The sequence below is a fragment of the Terrabacter sp. BE26 genome, assembly GCF_041941675.1.
Lineage (GTDB): Bacteria > Actinomycetota > Actinomycetes > Actinomycetales > Dermatophilaceae > Terrabacter.
In genome coordinates, this window is sequence record NZ_CP090122.1 from 2,751,212 (window position 1) to 2,773,993 (window position 22,782).

Sequence of the window (22,782 nt, forward strand, 5' to 3'; positions counted from 1 at the left end):
GATGAGCGTCGCCGCCCCCAAGTCGGACGCCGTGCTGCTGTCCGCCGCCGACCTCGCCCGCAGCATCCTCGAGGAGGTCGCCGAGCCCGGCACCATCGGTGCCCACCTCGGCATGGAGCTGCTCGAGGAGCGCCTCGGCATGCACTGGTTCGAGTGCACCTCCCCGGGCTACCGCGGGTGGAAGTGGGGCGTCAGCGTCGCCCGCGCGCCCCGCGCCAAGGTGGCCACGGTGTGCGAGACCAACCTGCTCCCGGGTCCGGACGCCATCCTCGCGCCCGAGTGGCTGCCCTATGCCGACCGGCTGGCTCCCGGCGACCTCGGCGCCGGCGACGAGCTGCCCTACCGCGCCGACGACCCGAACCTCGAGTTCGGCTTCGAGGCGACGGGGGACGAGGAGGTCGACCAGATGGCGATCTTCGAGCTCGGCCTCGGTCGCCCCCGGGTCCTCTCCGCACAGGGCCGCCTGGCCGCCGCCGCCCGGTGGTACTTCGGCGACAACGGCCCCAGGTCCGAGATCGCCGCGAAGGCCCCGGCGCAGTGCACGACGTGCGGCTACTTCGTGCCGATGGCCGGCGCCCTGCGTGTGACCTTCGGGGTGTGCGCCAACGAGTGGAGCCCGTCCGACGGCCGCGTCGTCTCCCTCGACCACGGCTGCGGGGCGCACTCCGAGACCGACATCGAGCTCCCCGAGCCGACGCCGGTGGGGGAGCCCATCGTCGACGAGTTCGCCGTCGACGTGGAGCCTGTCGAGCCGTCCGCGACGGAGCCGTCCGAGCAGCCGGCGCCGGAGCCGTCCGACGGCGAGCAGTCGGCCGAGGAGGAGAAGCCGGCCGCGCGCGAGGCCGACGAGGAGCAGCACGGCTCGGACGACCCCGTCACCGACTGAGAGCGGGAGACCCGGGGGCGCTCAGGCGGCGTCGCGAGCGTTGCCGCGCCCCCGGCGTACGTAGGCCCAGCCGAGCCCGCCGAGCAGGAAGCCGGCCACGCACGTCCACGGCCACCACGAGCGGTCGCCCGTGTGCAGGGCGGGCACGAGCAGCGTGACGACGAGCGCGACGACCCACGCGGCGAGCCCGACCTCGACGATCCGCAGCATCGGCACGTGCAGCGGCTGCAGGTCCTCGGGCAGCTGGCCCGGTGCGGGGTCGCCCGCCGGGCCGGACGGCGCCGTGCCCGCGGCGTCCGCGGCATCGGCGGCGGGGGGGGTCTCGTCGGTCACGCTGACAGCCTAGGGTCTGGTTTCCCGGGCCCAACATGCCAGCACTAAGGTGTGCCGCATGTCGACGCAAACCCGCACCAACACCCCGACGCCGACGAAGTCGGGGCTCGACGGCTTCTTCAAGATCACCGAGCGCGGGTCGACCGTCGCCCGTGAGGTCCGTGGCGGCCTCGTCACGTTCTTCACGATGGCCTACATCGTCGTGCTCAACCCGATCATCCTCTCGGGCGTCATCGACGGCTCGGGAACCATGATCGGCGGCACGACCGACCTCAAGCAGAGCAAGCTGCTCGTCGCGGTCGGCACCGCGGTCGTGGCCGGCGTCATGTCGATCCTCATGGGGCTCGTCGCCAACTTCCCGATCGCCCTGGCCGCCGGCCTCGGCATCAACGGCCTCATCACCGGCATGGTGCTCACCCACTCGAGCGAGAAGATCACCTTCGCCGACCTCATGGGCCTGGTGGTCATCGAGGGCGTCATCATCCTCGTCCTCGTGCTGACCGGCTTCCGCAAGGCCGTGTTCAAGGCGATCCCCGGCACGCTCAAGGTCGCGATCTCGGTCGGCATCGGCCTGTTCATCGCCTACATCGGCGTCATCGACGCGGGCTTCGCGCGCCGGCCCACGAGCCCGGGCACGGTCCCGAGCGAGCTGGGCATCGGCGGCAGCCTCGACGGCTGGCCCACCCTCGTCTTCGTCGTCGGCGTCTTCCTCATCGCGATGCTGCTGATCCGCAAGGTCAAGGGCGCGATCCTCATCGGCATCATCGGGGCCACGGTGCTCGCGATGGTGCTCGAGGCGATCTTCCACATCGGCCCGCGCGTGTTCGACAAGTCGGGAGCCCTGACCAACCCGTCGGCCTGGGCCCTGACCGTGCCCAGGCTGCCCGACAGCATCACCAACACGCCGGACCTCGGCATCCTCGGCCAGTTCAGCCTGCTCGGCTCGTTCGGCAAGATCGGCGTCGTCACGTCGATCATGTTCGTCTTCTCGCTGCTGCTCGCCGACTTCTTCGACACGATGGGCACGGTCGTCGCGATCGGCACCGAGGCCAAGCTCCTCGACGAGGACGGCAACCCGCCCCAGACGGACCGCATCCTCGTCGTCGACTCCCTCGCGGCCATCGCCGGTGGTGCCGGAGGCGTCAGCAGCAACACCTCCTACATCGAGTCCGCCTCCGGCGTCGAGGAGGGCGCCCGCACCGGGCTCGCCTCGGTGGTGACCGGCGTGCTCTTCCTGCTCGCGACGTTCCTCGCGCCGCTCTTCGCCGTCGTCCCGTCCGAGGCGGCGGCGCCGGCGCTGGTGATCGTCGGCTTCCTGATGATGTCGCAGGTCAAGAACATCGAGTGGGACGACATGGACATCGCCCTGCCGGCGTTCCTGACGATCGTCCTGATGCCGTTCACCTACAACATCACCGTCGGCATCGGGGCCGGCTTCATCGCCTGGGTGCTCGTCAAGATCGTCCGCGGCAAGACCCGCGAGGTCCACCCGCTCCTGTGGATCGTGGCCGCCTTCTTCGTCCTCTACTTCGTCAAGGCGCCGCTGCAGTCGCTCTTCACCTGAGCGTTCCCGGCTCCCGAGAACGTATGCCGCAAGGCCCCCTCCCGACCGGGAGGGGGCCTTCGTGCGTGCCCGAGTCGTAACGAAAGGCGACGTTCGGGAATGGTTAGCCGAGGTAATGAGTTAAGGTAAGTACCACCAGACAGTACTTCCGAGGACCCTGACCTTGCGCCCCAAGACGTCGACCGCCCAGCTCTCCCGCGCTGAGCTCGTCTCCCTCTCCAACGACATCCGACTCGCGTGCATGCGCATCTCGCGCCGCGTCCGCTTCGAGTCCGACCGCGAGCTCCCGCCGCACCAGTTCTCGGTGCTGGCCCGCCTCGAGGGCACCCCGCGGACCAACAGCGAGCTGGCCGACATCGAGCGGGTGTCGGCACCGAGCATGAAGCGCACCACGAGCGCGCTCGTCGAGCTCGGCTACGTCGCCCGCGCCGACGACCCGACCGACGGGCGGCAGGTGATCCTCTCCCTGACCCCCGCAGGCCAGAAGGCCCTGAAGCGCATCAGCCGGCACCGCGACGAGTGGATGCTCTCCCGGTTCGAGCACCTCACGGACGAGGAGCGGGAGCTGCTCCAGCGCGCATCCGTGGTGCTCTCGAAGGTGGCGAGCAAGTGAGCCCCACCTTCCACTCGCTCTCGATCCCGAACTACCGCATCTACGCCTCCGGGGCGATCGTCTCCAACGTCGGCACCTGGATGGGCCGGGTCGCCCAGGACTGGCTCGTCCTCACGGTCCTGACCGACCACTCGTCCTCGGCGCTCGGCATCGTCACCGGTCTGCAGTTCCTGCCCTTCCTGCTCCTCGCGCCCTTCGCCGGCATGCTCGTCGACCGCTTCCCGAAGCGGCGCCTGCTGTTCCTGACCCAGAGTGCGCTGCTGCTGACGGCGCTGGCGCTCGCCGTGCTCACCGCGACCGGCGTGGTGCAGCTCTGGCACGTCTACCTGCTCGCCTTCCTGCAGGGTGTGGCGACCGCCGTCGACAATCCGGCCCGCCAGACCTTCGTGTCCGAGATGGTCGACACGGAGCACCTGCCCAACGCTGTGGCGCTCAACAGTGCCTCCTTCAACCTCGGCCGCCTCATCGGCCCTGCCGTGGCAGGCCTGGTCATCGCCTGGTTCGGCCTGGCTCCGGCGCTCTTCGCGAACGCCGCGACCTTCGTCTTCGTGCTCGTGGCCCTGGTGCGGATGAATGCCAGCCTGCTGACGCCCTCGCCGCGGGCTCGGGGCAAGGGCCAGATCCGCCAGGGGCTGCGCTATGTGAAGGGGCGCCCCGACATCATCCTCGTCATGGTGCTCGTCTTCGTGCTCGGCACCTTCGGCATGAACTTCCAGCTCACGATGGCGCTGATGGCCACCAAGGTGTTCGACAAGGGTCCTGGGGAGTACGGACTGCTCGGCTCGATCATGGCCGTCGGCTCGCTCACCGCCGCCCTGCTCTCGGCTCGGCGAGCCCGGCCGCGTCTGCGGGTGCTCCTCGTCGCCCTGGTCGGCTTCACGGTGTCGACGGCCCTGCTGGCCACCGCTTCGAACTACGTGCTCTTCGCGCTCTTCCTCGTGCCGACCGGTCTGTCCGCGCTGACCGCCCTGACCACCGCCAACGCCATGGTCCAGGTCAGCGTCGACCCCGTCATGCGGGGGCGCGTGATGGCGCTGTACATGGCGATCTTCATGGGTGGCACCCCCGTCGGGGCGCCGGTGATCGGCTGGATCGGCGACGTGTGGGGGCCCCGCTGGACGATCGCCATCGGCACGGTCGCCGTGGGCCTCAGCCTGCTCGGGGTAGCCCTCTGGTTCACGCGTGGGCAGAATGTGGCGGTGACGATCCAGACCAAGCGGCGGCCGCGGCTGCGCATCCAGCTCGCCTCCTCCGTGCCCACGGCGCCTGAGGTGACGAAGTGAGCTTCAAGTTCCGGCACCGCATCACCGTCGCTGCGCTGGTGCTGTTCCTCCTCATCGCCGTCGTCGCGGCCGTCGTGAACCGCTGAGCGGGCGTCGTCGACCAGAGACCACCGAAGCAGCGAGCACGTCCTGAGACGACGAAGCGGCCACCCGCCGGGCGGGTGGCCGCTTCGTCGTCTGCGCAGGTGCCTCGTCAGGGAAGCAGACCGCCGGCAGGGCAGGTCACGACCTTGTCGACGAGGACGCACACGACCTTCCCCTTGAGCGGGTCGAGCACGCGGACCAGGTCCTTGGGGTCACCGGAGACCAGCGGCAGATGGGGCAGAGCCAGCAGTCGCACGATCTCCGCGGGCAGGCTCGGCGAGGGCACGCCGGGCACGCTGGGCACGGGGACCTTCACCGTCGGCAGAGGCACGCGGGGCACCGACGGCAGCGGGACCGGCAGCCCGGAGCCGCGCTTGCTCGGCGTCGGCGTCGGCGCCGGCGCCGGCTTCGGCTTCGGCTGGGGTGCCGGCTTGGGCCTGGACGACGGCTTGTTGTTGGCGGGTGCGGGAGACGGCTTCGCCGAGGAGCGTGATGTGGGGTCTGCGCTCGGCGAAGCCGTCGATCGGGGAGCCGGCGAACCGGCATACGCGAAGCCCGATCCGTCGGGAGTGGCCGAACCCGTGCCGGGTGCGGGCCGGGCGGCGGGAAGCGCACTCATGGGGACCACCGTGACGCCGCGTCGGTAGGCGTCGGCGATGGACAGGACGGTGCGCACGTAGGCGTCGGAGTGGTTGTAGCGCAGCACGGCCTGGTAGGCCGCTCCAGGCCGGCGCAGGTCGGTGCCGCCCGAGCACAGGAGCACGCCGGCGCCGGTGACGGCATCGGTCAGGCTCTGCGGGTTGGCGACCCCGTCACCGTCGCCGTCGCGCCCGGCCATGCGCCACGAGGACGGGATGAACTGCATGGGGCCCACGGCCCGGTCGAAGACCGCGTCACGGTCGAGGGACCCACCGTCGGTGTCGGAGATGCGAGCCGTTCCGTTCGAGCCGTTGAGCGGGATGCCGATGATGCCCGGCCGGGCGATGCCGGCGGCGTCGAGCACGTTGCCGCCGAAGCGGGCGTGGTTGCTCTCGACCCGGCCGATGGCGCCCAGGAGCGCCCAGTCGATGCCGCAGCCGGGCTTGATGCCGTCGAGCACGCCGGCGGCGCGCTGGTACGCGGTGAGGGCGATCGAGGGTATGCCGTTCGCGTCCAGGCGGACCGGGGCGAGCGACTCGATGGCGGTGACCGCCCCGCGGGCCTCGGCCGGCACACCGACGCGAGCGTAGTCCTGCGTGAAGGTCTGGTAGATCGGCGGCAGCTGCATCGGTGCGGGCGCCGGCCCGGCCTGCGGGTAGAGGGGGCTGCCCTGCGTGATCGGCTGGTCGGGCACGCTGATGGCTGACCTCGGCTGCACGGTGTCGGTGCTGCGCGTGGCGGCGAACGTGATGCCGGCCGTGGCCAGGGCGATGACCGGCACGGCAGCAGCGACCCGGCGCGCGGTGGTGCCTGCGCGGACGATGCGGACCATCGGAACTCCTCGGTGCGTCAGCCGCCCCCGTTGGCGGTCTCGTCGGGTCAACGAGGGATGTACCCCGAAGGTCACGCCCGTGGACGGGGCGGCGTGCGAGAGGGCCGGCACCCCGCACACGGGGTCCCGGCCCTCCGGGGCGCTGCGGGGCTCAGGTCAGCTGGGAGACCACGTGGTCGATGGCCCTGGTGAGGGTCGTGACGTCCTCGGGCTCGACGGCCGGGAACATCGCGATGCGCAGCTGGTTGCGCCCCAGCTTGCGGTAGGGCTCGACGTCGACCACCCCGTTGGCGCGCAGGGTGGCGGCGACCGCAGCTGCGTCGATCGCGTCGTCGAAGTCGACGGTGCCGACCACCTGCGACCGGGCGGCCGGGTCGGCGACGAACGGGCTCGCCCAGCTGGTCTGCTCGGCCCAGTCGTAGAGGCGGCTCGAGGAGTCCTTCGTGCGGGCGACGGCCCAGTCGAGCCCGCCGTTCCCGAGCATCCACTGCAGCTGGCTGTCGAGCAGGGCCAGCGTGCTGATCGACGGGGTGTTGTAGGTCTGGTCCTTGCGCGAGTTCTCGATCGCGGTCGGCAGGCTGAAGAAGTCGGGGACCCACCGGCCCGACGCCGCGACCTCGTCGACACGGGCCAGGGCGGCGGGGGAGAAGGCCGCGAGCCAGAGCCCGCCCTCGGAGGCGAAGCACTTCTGCGGGGCGAAGTAGTAGACGTCGGCCTGCGTGATGTCGACGGGCAGGCCGCCGGCGCCGGAGGTGGCGTCGATGAGCACGAGGGCGTCGGGGTCGGCGCCCTCGACGCGCTGGACCGGCGCCATGACCCCGGTGGAGGTCTCGTTGTGCGGCCACGCGTAGGCGTCGACACCGGTCTCGGCGTGCGGGGAAGCAAGAGTGCCGGGGTCGGCCTTGACGACGGTCGGGTCGCCGAGGAAGGGGGCGGCGCCGGTGACGGCCGCGAACTTGCTCGAGAACTCACCGAACGCCAGGTGCTGCGAGCGCTCCCGCACGAGCCCGAAGGCGGCGATGTCCCAGAACGCGGTCGAGCCGCCGTTGCCGAGCACGATCTCGTAGTCCTCCGGCAGGGAGAAGAGGTCACGCAGCCCGGCGCGGACTTCCCCGACGAGGCTTCGGACCGGCGTCTGGCGGTGGGACGTGCCGAGCACCGTGCGACCGAGCGAGACGAGGTGCTCGAGCTGCTCGGGGCGCACCTTGGAGGGGCCGGAGCCGAACCGTCCGTCGGCGGGCAACAGCTCGGCCGGAATGCTGATGGGCGGGGTCACGGCTGGGGCTTCGGTCACAGTTCACCTTGGAGATGCGGCCACGCTGGGGGAGGTGGCGGGCGTGTCGGTCGGCGACGCCGTTGTCGCCGCCGCCATTGAACCCCAGCGGCCCAGCTCCGGACACCGTGGCTCGCGAGGTGGACGCCGACAGGGGGTTCGTGGACGCCGGCCGTGCCCCCTCTCTGAGCCGTACGCGTACGGTTCCGAGGGGGGTCAGCGGACGACCCCACCCAGGGAGCGGTTGACGTAGCCGCCGGGCTTCGCGTCGTAGAGCCAGAGGCTTCCGTCGGTGCTGCGGGCGAACATGGCGAAGGTGCCGTCCGGACGGCTCACGACGTCGGGCACGGAGGTGTAGCGAGCGGTGACGCCGATCTGCAGACCGCCTCGTTGCACCACGGCCTGGGTGTCGGGCCCGCTCGCGACCGCGATCCGCGCCTGCCCGCCGGTCGTGTCGGCCAGCGCCTTGCCCGACCAGCCGGACATCCCGTCGCCGCGCGGCACCCAGCCGTTCGGGCTCGCGGCGGTCGCGGTGAAGGTGCGCTCGTAGGTCAGGGGCACCTGGCCGCGCCCCGTCACCGTGGTGACCTTCGTGGTCAGGTTCGCCGAGGCGGACAGCCCCGAGGTGAAGATGCCGCCGGCGCGGGTCCATCCCGACCACCGCGAGCCGTTGAAGTGGTTGCGCCAGCCGGTGCCGTCCGGCGCGACACCCCAGACGTCGAGGGTGCCACCGCCCACGGAGCTGCCGTGCTGGGCGATGACGGCGCCACCGAGCAGGGCCGTGCCGCGCCGGGTGCCGCCGATGAACCACGTGTGCACCACCTGGCGTGAGGCGTTGCGGGTGAACAGGTCGACGCGGCCGGTGGACGACGAGGCGGCGGAGGGCGCATCGGTGCTCGTGACCCCGGCGGGTGTCCAGCCGGACCAGGTGGCGCCGTCGTCGCGGCTGCGCCGGTAGTAGACGGCGTCGCCGGTGCTGCGCACGAAGGCCCAGATCTCGCTGCCGGTGCGGACCGCGGCGACGCCGCTCGGGGACACCAGCGAGCCGGCCCGCACCGTCGGCGGGGTGGCAGCGGGGGAGATGCGCACGATCTTGTCGTTGCTGCCGTTCGAGGTCGTGAACCAGAGCGCGTGGTCGGGGCCCAGCTGGACGGTGCGGATGCGGCCGAAGCCCTGGGCCCCCGGGATGCGGGTCGCGCGGGTCACCCGGCTCGGGCCGGGCGTCGGGTCGAAGCGCATCAGGTAGATGCCCTGCCCCTTGAGCAGGCCGACGGCGAGGGCGCCCTGCCACTCGCCCCAGGCTGCGCCCTGCAGGAACGTGGCGCCGCTCGTCGCGACGGTCGGGTAGCCCGAGCTCCACATCGCCCGGCGTGCGCTCGGGAACTTGGTGAGGTCGGTCATCGGCGTGGCCTCGTTGTAGCCCGGGACCGGGTCCCAGCCGTAGTTGCCCCCGCGCACGGACAGGTTGACCTCATCGTCGCGGTCGGAGCCGTGCTCGACCGACCAGAGCTCGCTCGTGCCGGGCCGCAGCGCCAGGCCCTGGATGTTGCGGTGGCCGTAGTTCCACACGTAGCGGGCGTTGCCGCCGCGTGCGTAGAAGGGGTTGTCGGCCGGGATGGTGCCGTTCCAGTTGACGCGCAGCACCTTGCCGCCGAGCGAGCCGAGGTTCTGCGGGTTGGTGCCGACGGCGGCGTCGCCGGTGCCGACGTAGAGTCGGCCGTCACCGCCGAAGCGCAGCCGGCAGCCCGAGTGCCGGCCGCTGGTCAGGGGCAGACCGGTGACCACCGGCGCACCGTCCGAGACGGCGGTCGTGTCGCCCGTGAGCCGCCAGCGCAGCACGCGCACGTCGAGCGGGTTGCCGCTCGGGCCGCGAACCGCCTGGCAGGTGTAGAAGCGCTTGTTCGTGGCGGCCGCAGGGTCGGCGACCATGCCGAGCAGCCCGGCCTCGCTGTTGACGTAGATCGACGGGAACCCCGAGAGGCTCACTCGCCGTGGGGCATTCGAGCCGCGCTTGCTCCACACCTGCCCGGCCCGCAGGTCGTAGAGCATGAGGTCGCCGACCCAGGTGAGGTCCCACGGGTTGCTGAGCCCAGAGACGATGGTCGTGACGCGCACGGCCGGCACCGCCTCGGCGGTGGGCGGCTGCGCCACCTCCAGAACGGCTGCGGCGAGCAGCGTGCCCGCCACGGCGATCGACCCTCGGACACGCGGACGCTGCACCATGGTGACTCCCCGACTCGGTGTCGTGCTTGCACTCCTTTGCGAGGTTACGCCCGCCCGAGCCGGCTCGCCCGTCGAGGTGCGGGCGTCAAGAAGACGGCCTCAGTGGGCGATCTCGGGCGTCCAGCCCGCGACGTCCTCGGGCTTGCGCGGGCCCTCGCCGACGTAGCGCGACGACGGCCGGATGAGGCGCCCGGTCTTCTTCTGCTCGAGGATGTGCGCCGACCACCCGGCGGTGCGGGCGCAGGTGAACATCGGCGTGAACATCGAGGCCGGGACCTCGGCGAAGTCGAGGATCACGGCGGCCCAGAACTCCACGTTGGTGGCGAGCACGCGGTCGGGGCGGCGGGCGTGCAGCTCGGCGAGGGCGGCCTTCTCCAGGGCAGCCGCCGCCTCGTAGCGCGGGGCACCGAGGCGCTCGCAGGCGGCGCGCAGCACGCGGGCCCGGGGGTCCTCGGCGCGGTAGACGCGGTGGCCGAAGCCCATCAGGCGCTCGCCGCGGTCGAGGACACCCTTGACGTATGCCGTGGCGTCGCCCTGCTGCTCGACGCCGTCGAGCATGTGCAGGACGCGCGAGGGCGCGCCGCCGTGCAGCGGGCCAGACATCGCCCCGACCGCCCCGGACAGGGCGGCCGCCACGTCGGCGCCGGTCGAGGTGATGACGCGCGCCGTGAAGGTCGAGGCGTTCATGCCGTGCTCGGCAGCCGAGACCCAGTAGGCGTCGACGGCCTCGACGTGGCGGGGGTCGGGCTCGCCGCGCCAGCGGATCATGAAGCGCTCGGTGATGGTGCGGGCCTTGTCGACCTCGCGCTGCGGCACCATCGGCTTGTCGAGCCCGCGGGCCGACTGCCCCACGAACGACAGCGCCATGACGGCAGCCCGGGCGAGGTTGTCGCGCACCTCTTCGGCGTCGATGTCGAGCGTCGGCTTGAAACCCCAGACGGGCGCGAGCATCGCGAGCGCGGACTGGACGTCCACGCGTACGTCCCCGGTGTGCACGGGCAGCGGGTAGGGCTCGGCAGGCGGCAGGCCCGGGTCGAACTCGTTGTCGACGAGCAGGCCCCACACGTGGGCGAAGTCGACGTGCCCGACGAGGTCGTTGATGTCGACGCCGCGGTAGCGCAGCGCCCCACCCTCCTTGTCCGGCTCCGCGATCGTGGACTCGAAGGCGATGACGCCCTCGAGGCCGGGCTTGAAGTCAGGGTCGGGCGTGCTGTCGGCCATGTCGATCCTCGCTGTGCAGGCGGTACCACCGCGGTGTGGGGACCCAACAGCAGCCGAGGTCGGACGTCGGTCCCGGCTGCCAGACTCACCGTATGCCGTCAGCCACCGACCAGACCCTGTTTCCTGACGCCGTTTTCGACACCCGAGACCAACATCACGACGCGGTCCGTTTCGACGGCACCGACTTCACGGGGGCGCACGCCGAGGGCCACACCTTCCTCGAGTGCTCGCTCCTCGGCGCCACGCTGGACGACGCGCACCTGGAGGGGTCCCGCTGGTCGGAGTCCGAGTGGGAACGGGTGGGTGGCGTGGGTCTGACGCTCGCCGAGGCGAGTCTCGCCGACCTGACCGTCGAGGGCTGCCGGCTCGCGGCGGTCTCGGCGTGGGGCTCGACCTGGCGCGACGTGACCGTGCGCGGCGGCAAGGTCGACTTCCTCAACCTGCGTGGAGCGCGGCTCAAGGACGTCGCATTCGTGGACTGCGTCGTCGTCGAGCTCGACCTGCAGGAGGCGACCGTCGACGGGCTCAGCTTCGACGGGTGCACGCTCCAGCAGCCGACCTTCGGCCGCGGGAGGTATGCCGGCCTCGACCTCTCCGGCGCCACGCTGCGCTCGCCCGTGGGGCTGGCCGGGCTCAGGGGCGCGACCCTGAGCCGCGCGCAGGTCATCGACCTCGCCGACGCGTTCGCCGCCGAGCTCGGCATCACGGTCGCCGGCTGAGCGGCGGGCACCAGGCGCCGGGCGCGAGCCACCGTTTCGGCGGCACGTCCCTACGTCAGTGTTGCGCTGGGCGAAACAGTGACGTAGGGAGGGCGGGACACCGGTCGCGCTCGCTACGTCAGTGTTGCGCTGGGCGAAACAGTGACGTAGGCAGGGCGGGACACCGGTCGCGCTCGCTACGTCAGTGTTGCGCTGGGCGAAACAGTGACGCAGCGGTCGTCCCGTCAGTTGATCTGGTTGGGCTTCCCGCGGCGCAGGGCGGTGGCCGCCGCGTCCCGGGCGCGGCCGGCTGCGCCGATCCTGTCGTCGGGGCGGATGCGCTTGGTGAGGTCGGCCCGCGCGGCCAGGGTGTCGAGCGGCAGGTCGGTGGCGGGATGCACCGCGACCGGCTCGTCGCCGCTGAAGACGAGCCAGTGCGCCGCGTCCCCCTTGTAGACCTTGAGGATGCTGCCGTCGGCGAGCGTGGCCGCATGGCCCATGGCCATGCGGCGGGCGCGTTCGCTCGAGACCGCCTTGTTGACCGCCTCCTTGGCCGGCTCGCGCAGCGCCTGCGTGGCCACCCAGATCTGGGGGCCGTACTTGATGCCCAGCCGGACGGTCTGGGTGACGAGCTTGCCCTTGCCTGCCATGACCCCAACCCTAGTCTGACCACATGGACACCCCGCCCCCACCGCCTTCCTCCGACCGCCCCGGAGGTCTCCCGGGCGTGAGCCGGGTCGACTACTCCGGTGACGGGCTCGTCGAGTCCGACGTCGCGCCCTCGCCGTACCTGCAGGCCCGGGAGTGGGTTGATGCCGCCATGGCCGCCGCCGGCGAGCGGGACGACGTGCCGGAGCCCACGGCGATCTCCGTCGCCACCGTCGACCCGACCGGCACCCCCGACGTGCGCACCGTCCTCATGCGCTTCTTCGACGAGCGGGGACCCGGCTTCGTGACCAACCTTCGCTCGGCGAAGAGCCGCCAGCTGGAGGCCAACCCGCGCATCGCGGCGGCCCTGACCTGGCCCTCGCTCTACCGCGCCATCCGGTTCCGCGGCACGGCGCAGCTCGTGGAGCGTGACGAGGTCGAGGCCTACTTCGACTCACGGCCCTACGGCTCGCGCCTGTCGGCCTGGGCCTCCGACCAGTCGAGCCCCGCCGCCGACCGGGCCGAGCTCGAGCGCCGGTGGCAGGAGGTCCTCGAGCGCTTCCCCGAGACCGGGGCAGCGCACGACGTGCCGGTGCCGGACTTCTGGGGCGGCTGGCGCATCGTCTGCGACGAGGTGGAGTTCTGGGCAGGCCGTCGCAACCGCCTGCACGACCGCATCGTCTTCCGCCGCACCGGCGAGGGGGACCTGGCCGACGCCGGCTCCTGGGAGAGGCTGCGGCTCCAGCCCTGAACCGGGGGCGGGCCTTGGGACGACCACGGAACAGGGCAGCCCGACGAGGTCGGACTGCCCTGCTTCATCCATGGGTGTGGATGGGGCGCGACTATCGCGTGGCCACCTCACACGCTCCGGAAGAAATCACTTCTCGGATCACCTCCCTTCGGTTTCGACTCTTCGACCGTACGTCCGGCTCCGGCAGGGCGGCAAGCCCATTTACGCGGAATGTCGACCGGCGTTGCCCGGCCCCCCGAGCGCGAGGGGGCTCGGCACCTGCGGCGTCGCACCGCGCGTCTCCGGAAGAGGGATGACCGTGCCGTTCTCGTCGCCCTCCTCGTCTCCACCTGACCGACTGTCCTGGTCCTCCGGACCGTGCTCGAGCGCCGTGCCAGCGGCCAGCCCGCCCGAGAGACCGCCGGCGAGCAAGAGCAGCAGGACCGGCAGCTCGAGGTACGTCGCGATGCCGGCCAGGGCCGCATACAGCGTCGTGCCCCGGCTGAAGTCGACACCGAGGAGCACGGCGAAGAGGGCGGCGGCCACGAAGCCCGCGGCCCAGAGCCGTGGTCCAGTGGCCCACGGCACACGCGCCTCGAACGCCGCCGAGGCGTCGGGCGCCACCCGCGGCAGGAACGCGATCCACACCACGTAGCCCATGGTCTGCATGAACGCGAAGACCGTCAGGAGGCGCAGCGCGACGACGGTGACCGCCGCCCCGGGCGGCGCGTTGGCCGCGAGGAGCGACTGGCCGTCGCCGACGACGCTGCGCACGACTCCCGGGTCGGCGCCGAGCCACGCGTCCAGGCCGCCCAGCAGCACGACGGCCGGCACGACCACGACCCACAGCAGCTGGACGGCGCGGAAGACCCGTCGACCCCGTCGTGAGCCGATGCGCCGGGACCAGTCCCAGAGGAAGAAGAGCGGCACGACGTTGGGCAGGTGGGCGAGCACGAGGAAGTGGTAGGCCGGGAAGGCGAGCGACACGACCGTGGCAAGGCCGAGCGCGAGAAGGGCGGTGAGCCGCCGCCGGCCGTCGAGACCGTGGTGCGCGGCCGCTGCGAGGATCGCGTAGCCGAGGATGATCTCGGCGAGCCGCGCCGACCCGGGAGCGACCACGGCGAGCAGCCGGCAGGCGACCACCCCGGCGACGAGGGCGGCGAGCAGGTCGAGGAAGGGCCGGGTCAGCAGTGCGGAGAACCGGCCGACGACGTAGCGCACCTCGAGCACGTTGTGCAGGACCCCGAAGAGGATGAGCCCCACGACCGCCGTCGCCATCGGCGCGCCGGTCGCCAGGGCGAGAGAGGCCGCGACGGCGCCGAGCAGCAGCATGCTGACGGTGCGGGACCGCTGCCCCGCATCCGCCCCGCTCGTCGACGCGTCTGCTGCCACGCGCCAATGGTTGCGTCGGCAGGCCGGGGCGGCCAGCCGAGTAACCCGATCGTTAGGGTCCTGTGGCGTGACCGAGACGCGGGGGGACAGGCAGGCTGAGCGCGGCGGCAGCCTGCGCACGATCGCGCTGTCGGCATACGGTCCGACCCTGCTGGGCTCGATGGGCGCGGGCGCCGTCACCCCCATCGTCGCCGTGTCGGCGCGTGAGCTCGGCGCCTCCGTCGGGCTGGCGGCCCTGCTCGTCGCGATGATGGGCGTGGGCCAGCTCCTCGGCGACCTGCCCTCGGGCGCGCTCGCTGCCCGCATCGGCGAGCGTCGTGCCCTGCTCATCGCCGCGGTCGTCGAGGCCGCCGGCATGGTGCTCGCGGCCCTTGCCGGCGGCCTGGTCATGCTCTTCGTCGGCGTGCTGGTCGTGGGGCTGGCCGGCTCCCTCTTCGGGCTGGCCCGGCAGGCCTACCTCACCGAGGCCGTCCCGGTCGCGATGCGGGCCCGGGCGCTGTCGACGCTCGGCGGGGTGAACCGGATCGGGTCCTTCGTCGGCCCGTTCATCGGCTCGCTCGTCATCGTGCGGTGGGGCACCGAGTCCGCGTATGCGGTCGGCGGCGTCGCGAGCATCGGCGCGTTCGTCCTCGTCCTCCTCGCACCCGACATCACGGCCCAGGCGCACCGGGTCGTGGGTGGCGGTGCGCCCCGGAGCGTCGCCTCGGTGCTGCTGCAGCACCGGCACGTCCTGCTGACGCTCGGCACCGGCGCGATGTGCGTGGCCGGGGCCCGGGCGGTCCGCGAGGCCCTCATCCCGCTCTGGGCGGAGTCGGTCGGGTTCTCGCCGGCACAGACCTCCCTCGTCTTCGGTGTGGCCGGCGCGATCGACATGGCGCTCTTCTACCCCTCCGGATGGCTCATGGACCGCTACGGCAGGGTCGCCGCGGCGGTCCCCAGCATGCTCGTGCTGGGACTGGGCATGGTGGTGCTCCCGCTGGCCACGAGCCTCGTGGCCGTGACGGCCGCGGCGACGGTGCTCGGCGTGGGCAACGGCCTGGGCGCGGGCCTGATCATGACGCTCGGCGCCGACGCCTCCCCGGCGGACGGCCGGGCTCAGTTCCTCGGCGGCTGGCGCCTCTGCGCCGACCTGGGAAGGGCAGCGGGGCCGCTGGCGTTGTCCGGTCTGAGCGCCGTGCTGTCCCTCGGCGCCTCCGCGGTCGTCCTCGGCGCGGGCGCCCTCGTGGGAGCCGGCTGGCTGCGCATCTGGGTGCCGCGCCACGACCCGACGCGGGCAGCGACACCGGGCCGGCCCTGACCGCTGCCCGACTCTGAGAGGGTATGACCGTGACCGACCTGATCGACACCACCGAGATGTACCTCCGCACGATCTTCGAGCTGGAGGAGGAGGGGATCGTCCCCCTGCGCGCCCGCATCGCCGAGCGTCTCGGCCACTCGGGTCCCACGGTGTCGCAGACGGTGGCCCGCATGGAGCGCGACGGCCTCGTGGCCGTGTCTGGCGACCGCCACCTGGAGCTGTCGGACCACGGCCGGCTGCTGGCCACGCGGGTCATGCGCAAGCACCGCCTCGCCGAGCGGCTGCTCGTCGACGTCATCGGCCTGGAGTGGGAGTACGCCCACGACGAGGCCTGCCGCTGGGAGCACGTCATGTCGGAGAAGGTGGAGCGCAAGATCCTCGGCCTCATCGGCGAGGGCCTCGAGTCGCCCTACGGCAACCCCATCCCCGGCCTCGAGGAGCTCGGCATCCTTCAGCAGGAGGACTTCCTCGCCGGCCTGCGCACCCTCGCCGCCGTCGTCGGCGACGCGCCGTCCGTCGTGACGATCCGCCGCATCGGCGAGCCGGTGCAGGTTGACCCCGAGGCGCTCGCGCTCCTGACGAGCGCCGGCGTGGTGCCCGGGGCGCGGGTCGAGGTCGTGCGTGAGGCGGGGCGGGTCCTCGCCGTCCGGGAGGGTGACCAGCCCTCCAACGGGGTCTCGCTTCCCGACGACGTGGCCGTCCACGTCTTCTGCCAGGCCGCCTGACCCCTTGGACCCCTGACGCGGTCCTTTGCGGGGTTGGTCCTTTACGCCCCGGCGACAGGGCCTTTGACGTCCCGAGACCGGAACGTGACAACAAGGGGGGCATTGGGTACGGTTGGCCCCACTTGCTCTCCCCGTCGAGCAGGTGCCCTGGGTCGGACCGCCTAGTCCTGCCATCGACCCGGGCTCGGCACGAACCGCATGGCAGGAGCGGGGGAACCACTTTCTCCGGACGTCGTGAGACGCCCTCGGGGTGAAGCCCTCCGTGGACCGAACTCGGTCCGAGCGAAGGCCGGGCAGTACCTCCAGCCCGAACCCGACAGCTCACCTCGCAGGCGTCGAGAGGTCAAACAGTGGCTCAGAACGTTCCCGGGCGCCACCGCGCCCCCGGTCGATTCAACGCGGTTGCAGAGCTGAAGACGATCGCCAAGGAGTCGGCCCAGCCCGCTGTGAAGGGGGTCGCCATCGTCGCGGCCTCCGGTGGGCTCGTCGCCTCGTTCGCAGGCACGGCCAACGCCGCCGACGGCTCGAGCAGCGTCGTCGCCGCTCCTGCCGCCGTCGGTCCCGCGGCCGGCACCCTCACCGCAGGCAACGCCCTCTCGGCCATCGGCTACGCCAAGCCCGCGCTCAAGCAGGCCAAGCCCGCCCCGGTCGTCATCGAGGACGTCACGGTCAAGGCCGAGCGCGCCCAGCAGGCCGCTGCCGAGGCCGCCGCGCAGAAGGCGGCCGCCGACGCTGCCGCCAAGGCTGCCGCCGACCGCCAGGCCGCGACGCAGCGGGCCTCACGCTCGAGCGAGCGCGTCGCCCTCAACACCGCTCCGGCGCCGGCTCCCAGCGCGTCGGGCATCGTGGGCATCGCCCAGTCGCTCTTCGGCGTCCCCTACGTCTACGGCGGCACGACCCCGTCCGGCTTCGACTGCTCGGGCTTCACCTCCTACGTCTACCGCCACGCGGGGATCTCGATCCCGCGCACCGCGTCCGCGCAGCAGTCGGCAGCCACCCCGGTCAGCAGCCCGAGCCCCGGCGACCTCGTCTTCTTCGGCTCGCCGGCCTACCACGTGGGCATTTACGTCAGCCCCGGCCGCATGATCGACGCCCAGCGCCCCGGCACCACCGTCGGCAACCACTCCATCTGGACGACGCCGTCCGGCTACGGCCGCTTCTGAGCGCAGCCTCTCGCGCCAACGTCCACGGTGCCCCCATCGTCCGCGATGGGGGCACCGTGCGTTCCCCGGCAGGCAGCGGCGTCCGTGGTTGACTGAGGCGATGACCGATCAGCCTGCCGCGGAGTCCACGACCCTCATCGAGATCGACCTCTGGAGCGACCTGGTCTGCCCCTACTCCTGGGTGGCCAAGCGCCGTCTCCAGGCAGCCATCGCAGCCTTCGAACGCCCGCACGACGTCACGGTCCGGCTGCGCGCCTTCGAGCTCGACCCCGACGTCCCGGTGGGTGGGGGAGTGCCGGTGAGCGAGCACCTGTCCACGCGCTACGGCGGCGGTGACGCGGGCGCCGGCCGGCTGATGAACGCCCGGGCCAGCGAGGAGGCGCAGGCCGACGACCTCGTCTTCGACTGGGACCGCGCCGTCCGGGCCAACACCTTCGACGCCCACCGCCTCTGTGCCCTCGCGGGCGAGATGGGCGGCCCAGCGCTGCGCTCTGCCGCCTTCGAGCGCTTCGAGGCCGCCCACTTCAGCGAGGGGCTGGCCATCGACGACCACGAGGTGCTGCAGCGGCTGTCGGCCGAGTGCGGCCTCGACGAACGGCGGGTGGCTGCGGTGCTGGCCTCCGACGAGTACGGCGAGCACGTGCGTGCGGACGAGCGCGAGGCGCGCTCCATGGGGGTCACCTCCACGCCCTTCGTCCTCGCCAACGAGTATGCCGCCCTGTCCGGTGCCAAGCCCGTCGACGACTACCTCGCCCTCCTTCGGGGCGTCGCCACACAGTCCGTCTGACCCGTCCTCGCCGGTCCTCGCCGGTCCTCGCCGGCTCTCGCCGGACTCTCGGCGGAACGGCCTAGTCGGGGCCTCGCGGGGCACCACCAGTCGCAGCTCCTGGCGGTGGTCGCGCAGCCGTTGCGCGAGCCGGAAGAGCGACGCGATGGCGCCGTGGTGCCCGCCATGGTGTGCTCCACCTCGACCTCGTCCATGAGCGCCCGCATCAGCTGCAGGCCCCAGCCACCCCCGCGGTCGGTGGCGGGGCGCCACTGCCCCTCGTCGCGCACCCGCAGGTCCACGGTGCGCTCGAGCAGCCGCGCCTCCACGAGCAGGTCGCCCGATGCCGCCATGGCGCAGTAGGCGTGCTGGACGACGTTCGCGCACGCCTCGCGGCAGGCGACGAGGACCTCGTCGACCTGCTGCTCGGAGGCATCGACCTCGTGGAGCCAGCGGCGTAGGGAGCTGCGCACCTGCACGAGGTTGCGCGCCTCGGCCGGCGGCCGCACCGGTCGGCGGCGCGGTCTCCTACGCCTCGTGCGGGTAGTCGTCGTCGTCGCCGGCGACGACCTCGTGCTGTTCGAGCTGGTCGGCCTCGTTCGCCTCGTCGGCGGGGGCCGGGGGCATGGTGTCGACGGAGTCGGCCACCGCCTCGGGGTCGGGCAGCTCCGGTGGGTCGGCCGGCTCCTGCTGCTCGAGCACGTCCGCCTCGGGAACGTCGTCGGGGATGGGCTGCTGTGGGGACACGAGGGCTCCTTCTCCGTCGGGTTCACTTGTCTCAGCATCCCACGAGTGGTATATGGAATCTATGGCGCATGCCATAGATCGCACGAAGCGATCGTGGCCCTCCGAGGAGCATCGCGACAACGATGGAGGTGAACCTGATGCTGATGCGCACCGATCCCTTCCGAGACCTCGACCGGCTCACGCAGCAGGTCATCGGCACGGGTGGTTCCTTCGCCCGCTCGGCACTGATGCCGATGGACGCGTGGCGCGAGGGTGACACCTTCCACGTCGAGCTCGACCTTCCCGGTGTGGCGCCGGACGGGATCGAGCTCGACGTCGAGCGCAACGTGGTGACCGTCAAGGCCGAGCGGCGGTCCAGCTACGACGAGAAGCAGCTCATCGCCGCGGAACGCCCGTTCGGCGTGTTCAGCCGCCAGCTGGTCCTCGGCGACAACCTCGACACCGACCACATCCAGGCCAGCTACGACGGAGGCGTCCTCACCCTGACGATCCCCGTCGCCGAGCAGGCGAAGCCGCGCAGGATCGAGATCGGCGGAACGACCGAGGACCGGCACTCGATCGGCGCCTGACGGAGCCGCCCCGGTCGGTGCGTTCGCCCATCGCGCGCCAGACGCTCGAAGCGCGACGCCCACGCCTTGACGGCGTACAGGTTCGCACCGGCCGGGGCCCCTGTCACCCCAGCAGCGGACGGTCCGGCCGTCGCCTCGCGACGTGCCGGGACCATCGTCTTCGTCGGAAGGAGCTGGCAGCCATGGCGCACAGCGGCGACCTGTATGCCGTCCTCGGTGTCCCGCCGTCCGCCACCCAGGAGCAGGTCCGGCGTGCGTACCGGGCGCTGCTGCGGCTGCACCATCCGGACGCGCGGGCCGAGAGCGCGTCGTCGGGGCAGGGGCAGGGGCAGTTGCAGGGACAGGGGCTGGGGGGTGACGAGCGCGACGAGGTGCTCCAGCGGGCCATTGCGGCATATGCCGTCCTGGGCGATCCCGAGCTGCGCGCGGCCTACGACCGGGCCCGTCGGGGACGGCCAGGTCAGCCCGTCGAGGTGCACCGGAGCGACCCTCGCCGGTGGGTCGGCGATGAGGGAGAGCGGGACATCCGGGTCGGCCCGGTGCGCTGGCACGGGTCCGGGCGTGCTGGGCCGAGGTGACGCGACTCGGCCGCTCGCAGGTGCCGACGCCGGGGGCCTCTCAACCGCCCGGCCCGGGGCGGGGGTCCGGTACTGCTGCGAGGAACCGCCGCACGGCCGGGAGGACCTGGTTGGGGAACTCGTCCTGGGGGCTGTGACCCGCCTCGTCGACGAGGCGGAGCTCGGCGTGGGGCAGCCCGGCGACCAGCTCGGCCTGGCACTCGGGCGGGAAGACGAAGTCCTCACGTCCGGCGACGACCAGGGTCGGCGCGGTGATCTCGCCGAGACGGTCGGTGACCGACCAGCCCGGCAGCAGGGAGCGTCCGGCGAAGAGGAACGGTTCGCGACGCATCCGCGTGCGCCAGCCGCCGGTGGCCAGCTCGCGCAGCATCCCCCGGAACCCGTGGTGAGGCATGTCGGCGCTGCTGATCCTCCAGAAGATCGGGAAGTAGTCCCTCGGGGTGAAGTCGGCTGTGAACCAACGACGCACGAGGTCGGCCCTGCCCGGGTCCCACCCGCGTTCTCGCAGCAGACTCGGGGCGTTCTCCCGGGCCCAGCGGGAGTCGGCTCCCGTGTCGAGGAGGACGAGCCGGGACACTCGCTGCGGGTACCTGAGGGCGTACTCGAGGGCGACGTGGCCGCCGAAGGAGTGGCCGAGGACGGCCCACTCGTCGAAGCCGAGGTGCTCACGCAGGGCGTCGGCGTCGGCGGTGAGGTTCTCCCAGGTCATGCTCGACACCCGAGGGCCGGTCGAGCGCCCGTTGCACCGGTGGTCGTAGAAGACGAGCGTGAACTGGTCGGCGAGCTGCCGGAACGCGCCCAGGGTCCACAGGTCTGCGCTCGGTCCACCGTGCATCAGCACGAGGGGTTCACCGTGCCCGACGACGTCGACGTAGAGGGAGACGTCGCGAAGCGGGATGCGCCTCGGCCAGGTGCTGGAGCGGTGTCGTCTCGGCATGGTGGGCTCCGTTCAGCGACGCCGCCGTCGGGTGCGGGCGACGCCTGCGGCCAGGGCTCCGGTGGTGAGTCCGCCTGCCAGCACCAGACGTGGGTTGCGCGCGCCGGGGCGCTTGTCGAAGCCCATGAGGTCGAGCCAGAGCCGTCGCACACGCTGGGTCTGGTCGACCGTGAAGACGACCGGCAGGGTGCCCCGGCCCGTCGCCGAGAAGTCGACGCGGAACGCATACGGGTCCTTCGGGTCGTCGGGGAGCAGCGGCACGCCCCTGCGCAGGACGGGGACGGGGCTGAGCGCCTTGAGCACGAGGCGACGTCGGTCCACCACCACCTCGGCGCCGGCGCCGATGAGCGTGCGGGCGAAGAGGTTGGTCACCGCTCCGGGCGGCAGGGAGTACCAGCCGCAGAGCTGTCCCCACACCTCGGGCCGGGGCGGCACGTCGTGACGCACGGGGTCCCGGGCAAGGCCCAGCAGCTCACGGAGCACGGCGGTGACGACCTCGACGGGAGCTCCCCGGCCGCTCAGCCCACCGGTGTTGGCAAGGGCGATGACTCCCGTCCCGGCGCTCGGCGCGATCGCCAGCGCCGACAGGAAGCCGGACACCACGCCGTCCTTGACGGCGACGCGGCGACCGTCCTCGGAGCGCAGCTCGAAGGCGAGCCCCATCCCGGGCAGCCGCGGGTCTGGTTGGTAGTGCGGGGCGAACAGCTGCGCCACGCTCGACGCCTGCAGGAGCCGGCCCTGCGGACCGGACCCGCCGTCGAGCAGGCAGGCGACGTAGCGCGCCAGGTCGGCCGAGGTCGAGTAGAGGCCACCGCCACCGGGGGTGGGGACGTCCCTGACCGCGACCGGCACGAGCCCGCGGCGCCGCAGCACGTAGCCGGTGGCGAGGCCGTCGCTGACCCGCTCGGACTGATCGAGGTCGGTGTGCTCCATCCCGAGCGGATCGAGGACGTGCTGGCGCAGGTAGTCGCGCAGGCGCTGCCCGGAGACGTCCTCCACGAGCTGCCCGAGGGCGGCGAACCCGTGGTTGCTGTAGACCCACTTGGTCCCCGGACGGACCTCCTGCGGGAGCCCGCCGCGGTAGTACTCCCCGAGGGGCCTCGCCTGACGCGTCTCGACACCGGCGCCCGACACGGGGTGGAGCAGGTCGGTCGGCCGACGCCAGAAGCCGATGCCGGCGGTGTGCGTGAGCAGGTCCCGCACGGTCGCCGACTGCAGGTCCGGCCGCGCCGGGCGCAGCCGGAACGTCGACAGGTAGCGGTTGGCGGGGGCGTCGAGGTCGAGCCGGCCCTGCTCGCACAGCTGCAGGACGGCGACGGCCGTGAAGGTCTTGGTGAGCGAGCCGACGCGGAAGACGGTGTCCGGCGTGACCGGCGAGCCGGTCGTCACGTCGGCCACGCCGTGGCACTCGAAGGAGGCCGGCCCGCCGGGGCGGACGACGGCGACGGCGAGGCCCGCGGTCGGCCACCGCTCGAGCACCGCCCTCACGGCGTGCTGCAGGCCCACCTCGAGCGTGCTGCCCATGGGTTCAGCGTGCGGACGAGGGCGGGACCGCGGCAGGGTCGTTGGTCCCTGTTCACC

Annotated in this window: 23 protein-coding genes and 1 riboswitch; of the genes, 12 read left to right on the forward strand and 11 right to left on the reverse strand. The window is 72.3% G+C overall.

The window, feature by feature from the left end; genetic code table 11:
• Position 1 precedes the first annotated feature (1 nt).
• Positions 2-886 carry a DUF3027 domain-containing protein gene (locus tag LQK93_RS12720; protein WP_374968149.1) on the forward strand — a complete coding sequence of 295 codons (885 nt, stop codon included), beginning with the start codon at positions 2-4 and terminating at the stop codon, positions 884-886.
• A gap of 21 nt (positions 887-907) precedes the next feature.
• On the opposite strand, the gene LQK93_RS12725 is transcribed toward LQK93_RS12720, so the two are convergent.
• Positions 908-1,219: a DUF2530 domain-containing protein gene (locus LQK93_RS12725; protein WP_374968150.1), complete on the reverse strand. Its 312-nt coding sequence runs from the start codon at positions 1,217-1,219 to the stop codon at positions 908-910.
• 58 nt (positions 1,220-1,277) lie between these two features.
• On the opposite strand from LQK93_RS12725, the gene LQK93_RS12730 reads away from it, so the two are divergent.
• The 3 genes from LQK93_RS12730 (at position 1,278) to LQK93_RS12740 (ending at position 4,679) form a co-directional block, all read left to right on the forward strand.
• The gene (locus LQK93_RS12730; protein WP_374968151.1) at positions 1,278-2,783 is read left to right on the forward strand and encodes an NCS2 family permease; all 1,506 of its coding nucleotides are present in this window, start codon (positions 1,278-1,280) and stop codon (positions 2,781-2,783) included.
• 163 nt (positions 2,784-2,946) lie between these two features.
• Positions 2,947-3,396 carry a MarR family winged helix-turn-helix transcriptional regulator gene (locus tag LQK93_RS12735; protein WP_374968152.1) on the forward strand — a complete coding sequence of 150 codons (450 nt, stop codon included), beginning with the start codon at positions 2,947-2,949 and terminating at the stop codon, positions 3,394-3,396.
• Positions 3,393-4,679: an MFS transporter gene (locus LQK93_RS12740; RefSeq protein ID WP_374968153.1), complete on the forward strand. Its 1,287-nt coding sequence runs from the start codon at positions 3,393-3,395 to the stop codon at positions 4,677-4,679. Before LQK93_RS12735 ends, LQK93_RS12740 begins: the two co-directional genes overlap by 4 nt.
• A gap of 193 nt (positions 4,680-4,872) precedes the next feature.
• Here LQK93_RS12740 and LQK93_RS12745 read toward each other — a convergent pair whose 3' ends face one another.
• From LQK93_RS12745 to LQK93_RS12760, 4 genes are all read right to left on the reverse strand, one after another.
• Positions 4,873-6,234 (reverse strand): hypothetical protein, encoded by a 1,362-nt coding sequence (locus LQK93_RS12745; protein WP_374968154.1) that lies wholly within the window; start codon positions 6,232-6,234, stop codon positions 4,873-4,875.
• A 151-nt stretch (positions 6,235-6,385) separates the two neighbouring features.
• Positions 6,386-7,528, reverse strand: a complete 1,143-nt coding sequence (gene serC / locus LQK93_RS12750; RefSeq protein ID WP_374968155.1) for a phosphoserine transaminase — start codon at positions 7,526-7,528, stop codon at positions 6,386-6,388.
• Positions 7,529-7,723: 195 nt separating this feature from the next.
• Positions 7,724-9,730, reverse strand: coding sequence for a PQQ-dependent sugar dehydrogenase (locus LQK93_RS12755; RefSeq protein WP_374968156.1), 2,007 nt, complete (start codon positions 9,728-9,730; stop codon positions 7,724-7,726).
• A gap of 99 nt (positions 9,731-9,829) precedes the next feature.
• Positions 9,830-10,951, reverse strand: coding sequence for a citrate synthase 2 (locus LQK93_RS12760; protein WP_374968157.1), 1,122 nt, complete (start codon positions 10,949-10,951; stop codon positions 9,830-9,832).
• 92 nt (positions 10,952-11,043) lie between these two features.
• Here LQK93_RS12760 and LQK93_RS12765 point away from each other — a divergent pair, with 92 nt between their 5' ends.
• On the forward strand, positions 11,044-11,670 hold the full coding sequence (locus LQK93_RS12765; protein ID WP_374968158.1) for a pentapeptide repeat-containing protein: 627 nt from the start codon (positions 11,044-11,046) through the stop codon (positions 11,668-11,670).
• A 224-nt stretch (positions 11,671-11,894) separates the two neighbouring features.
• On the opposite strand, the gene LQK93_RS12770 is transcribed toward LQK93_RS12765, so the two are convergent.
• Positions 11,895-12,299 (reverse strand): hypothetical protein, encoded by a 405-nt coding sequence (locus tag LQK93_RS12770; protein ID WP_374968159.1) that lies wholly within the window; start codon positions 12,297-12,299, stop codon positions 11,895-11,897.
• A gap of 23 nt (positions 12,300-12,322) precedes the next feature.
• On the opposite strand from LQK93_RS12770, the gene pdxH reads away from it, so the two are divergent.
• Positions 12,323-13,048 carry a pyridoxamine 5'-phosphate oxidase gene (pdxH, locus tag LQK93_RS12775; RefSeq protein WP_374968160.1) on the forward strand — a complete coding sequence of 242 codons (726 nt, stop codon included), beginning with the start codon at positions 12,323-12,325 and terminating at the stop codon, positions 13,046-13,048.
• A 201-nt stretch (positions 13,049-13,249) separates the two neighbouring features.
• Here the strand turns inward: pdxH and LQK93_RS12780 are convergent, their stop codons facing one another.
• The gene (locus LQK93_RS12780; protein ID WP_374968161.1) at positions 13,250-14,419 is read right to left on the reverse strand and encodes a hypothetical protein; all 1,170 of its coding nucleotides are present in this window, start codon (positions 14,417-14,419) and stop codon (positions 13,250-13,252) included.
• Positions 14,420-14,486: 67 nt separating this feature from the next.
• Here LQK93_RS12780 and LQK93_RS12785 point away from each other — a divergent pair, with 67 nt between their 5' ends.
• The 4 genes from LQK93_RS12785 to LQK93_RS12800 all read left to right on the forward strand — a co-directional run bounded on the left by LQK93_RS12785 (position 14,487) and on the right by LQK93_RS12800 (position 18,391).
• Positions 14,487-15,716 carry an MFS transporter gene (locus LQK93_RS12785; RefSeq protein WP_374968162.1) on the forward strand — a complete coding sequence of 410 codons (1,230 nt, stop codon included), beginning with the start codon at positions 14,487-14,489 and terminating at the stop codon, positions 15,714-15,716.
• A gap of 29 nt (positions 15,717-15,745) precedes the next feature.
• Entirely contained in the window at positions 15,746-16,441 is a 696-nt protein-coding gene (locus LQK93_RS12790; RefSeq protein ID WP_374968163.1) for an iron dependent repressor, metal binding and dimerization domain protein, read from the forward strand.
• 182 nt (positions 16,442-16,623) lie between these two features.
• A riboswitch (cyclic di-AMP (ydaO/yuaA leader) is annotated at positions 16,624-16,788 on the forward strand.
• A 3-nt stretch (positions 16,789-16,791) separates the two neighbouring features.
• Positions 16,792-17,604, forward strand: a complete 813-nt coding sequence (locus LQK93_RS12795; RefSeq protein ID WP_374968164.1) for a C40 family peptidase — start codon at positions 16,792-16,794, stop codon at positions 17,602-17,604.
• A 100-nt stretch (positions 17,605-17,704) separates the two neighbouring features.
• The gene (locus LQK93_RS12800) at positions 17,705-18,391 is read left to right on the forward strand and encodes a DsbA family protein (protein ID WP_374968165.1); all 687 of its coding nucleotides are present in this window, start codon (positions 17,705-17,707) and stop codon (positions 18,389-18,391) included.
• On the opposite strand, the gene LQK93_RS12805 is transcribed toward LQK93_RS12800, so the two are convergent.
• Together LQK93_RS12805 and LQK93_RS12810 are read right to left on the reverse strand one after the other, a co-directional pair.
• Positions 18,349-18,879 (reverse strand): ATP-binding protein, encoded by a 531-nt coding sequence (locus LQK93_RS12805; RefSeq protein WP_374968166.1) that lies wholly within the window; start codon positions 18,877-18,879, stop codon positions 18,349-18,351. The two genes, LQK93_RS12800 and LQK93_RS12805, sit on opposite strands and share 43 nt — an antisense overlap.
• Before the next feature lie 19 nt (positions 18,880-18,898).
• Positions 18,899-19,117: a hypothetical protein gene (locus LQK93_RS12810; RefSeq protein WP_374968167.1), complete on the reverse strand. Its 219-nt coding sequence runs from the start codon at positions 19,115-19,117 to the stop codon at positions 18,899-18,901.
• A 137-nt stretch (positions 19,118-19,254) separates the two neighbouring features.
• Between LQK93_RS12810 and LQK93_RS12815 the strand changes: the two genes are divergently transcribed.
• A complete protein-coding gene (locus tag LQK93_RS12815; protein WP_374971501.1) occupies positions 19,255-19,686 on the forward strand; it encodes an Hsp20/alpha crystallin family protein in 432 nt (143 codons plus the stop codon).
• A 182-nt stretch (positions 19,687-19,868) separates the two neighbouring features.
• Entirely contained in the window at positions 19,869-20,264 is a 396-nt protein-coding gene (locus LQK93_RS12820) for a J domain-containing protein (RefSeq protein WP_374968168.1), read from the forward strand.
• A 40-nt stretch (positions 20,265-20,304) separates the two neighbouring features.
• Here LQK93_RS12820 and LQK93_RS12825 read toward each other — a convergent pair whose 3' ends face one another.
• The gene (locus tag LQK93_RS12825; RefSeq protein ID WP_374968169.1) at positions 20,305-21,201 is read right to left on the reverse strand and encodes an alpha/beta fold hydrolase; all 897 of its coding nucleotides are present in this window, start codon (positions 21,199-21,201) and stop codon (positions 20,305-20,307) included.
• Positions 21,202-21,213: 12 nt separating this feature from the next.
• Entirely contained in the window at positions 21,214-22,725 is a 1,512-nt protein-coding gene (locus tag LQK93_RS12830) for a serine hydrolase domain-containing protein (protein WP_374968170.1), read from the reverse strand.
• Positions 22,726-22,782: the final 57 nt, after the last annotated feature.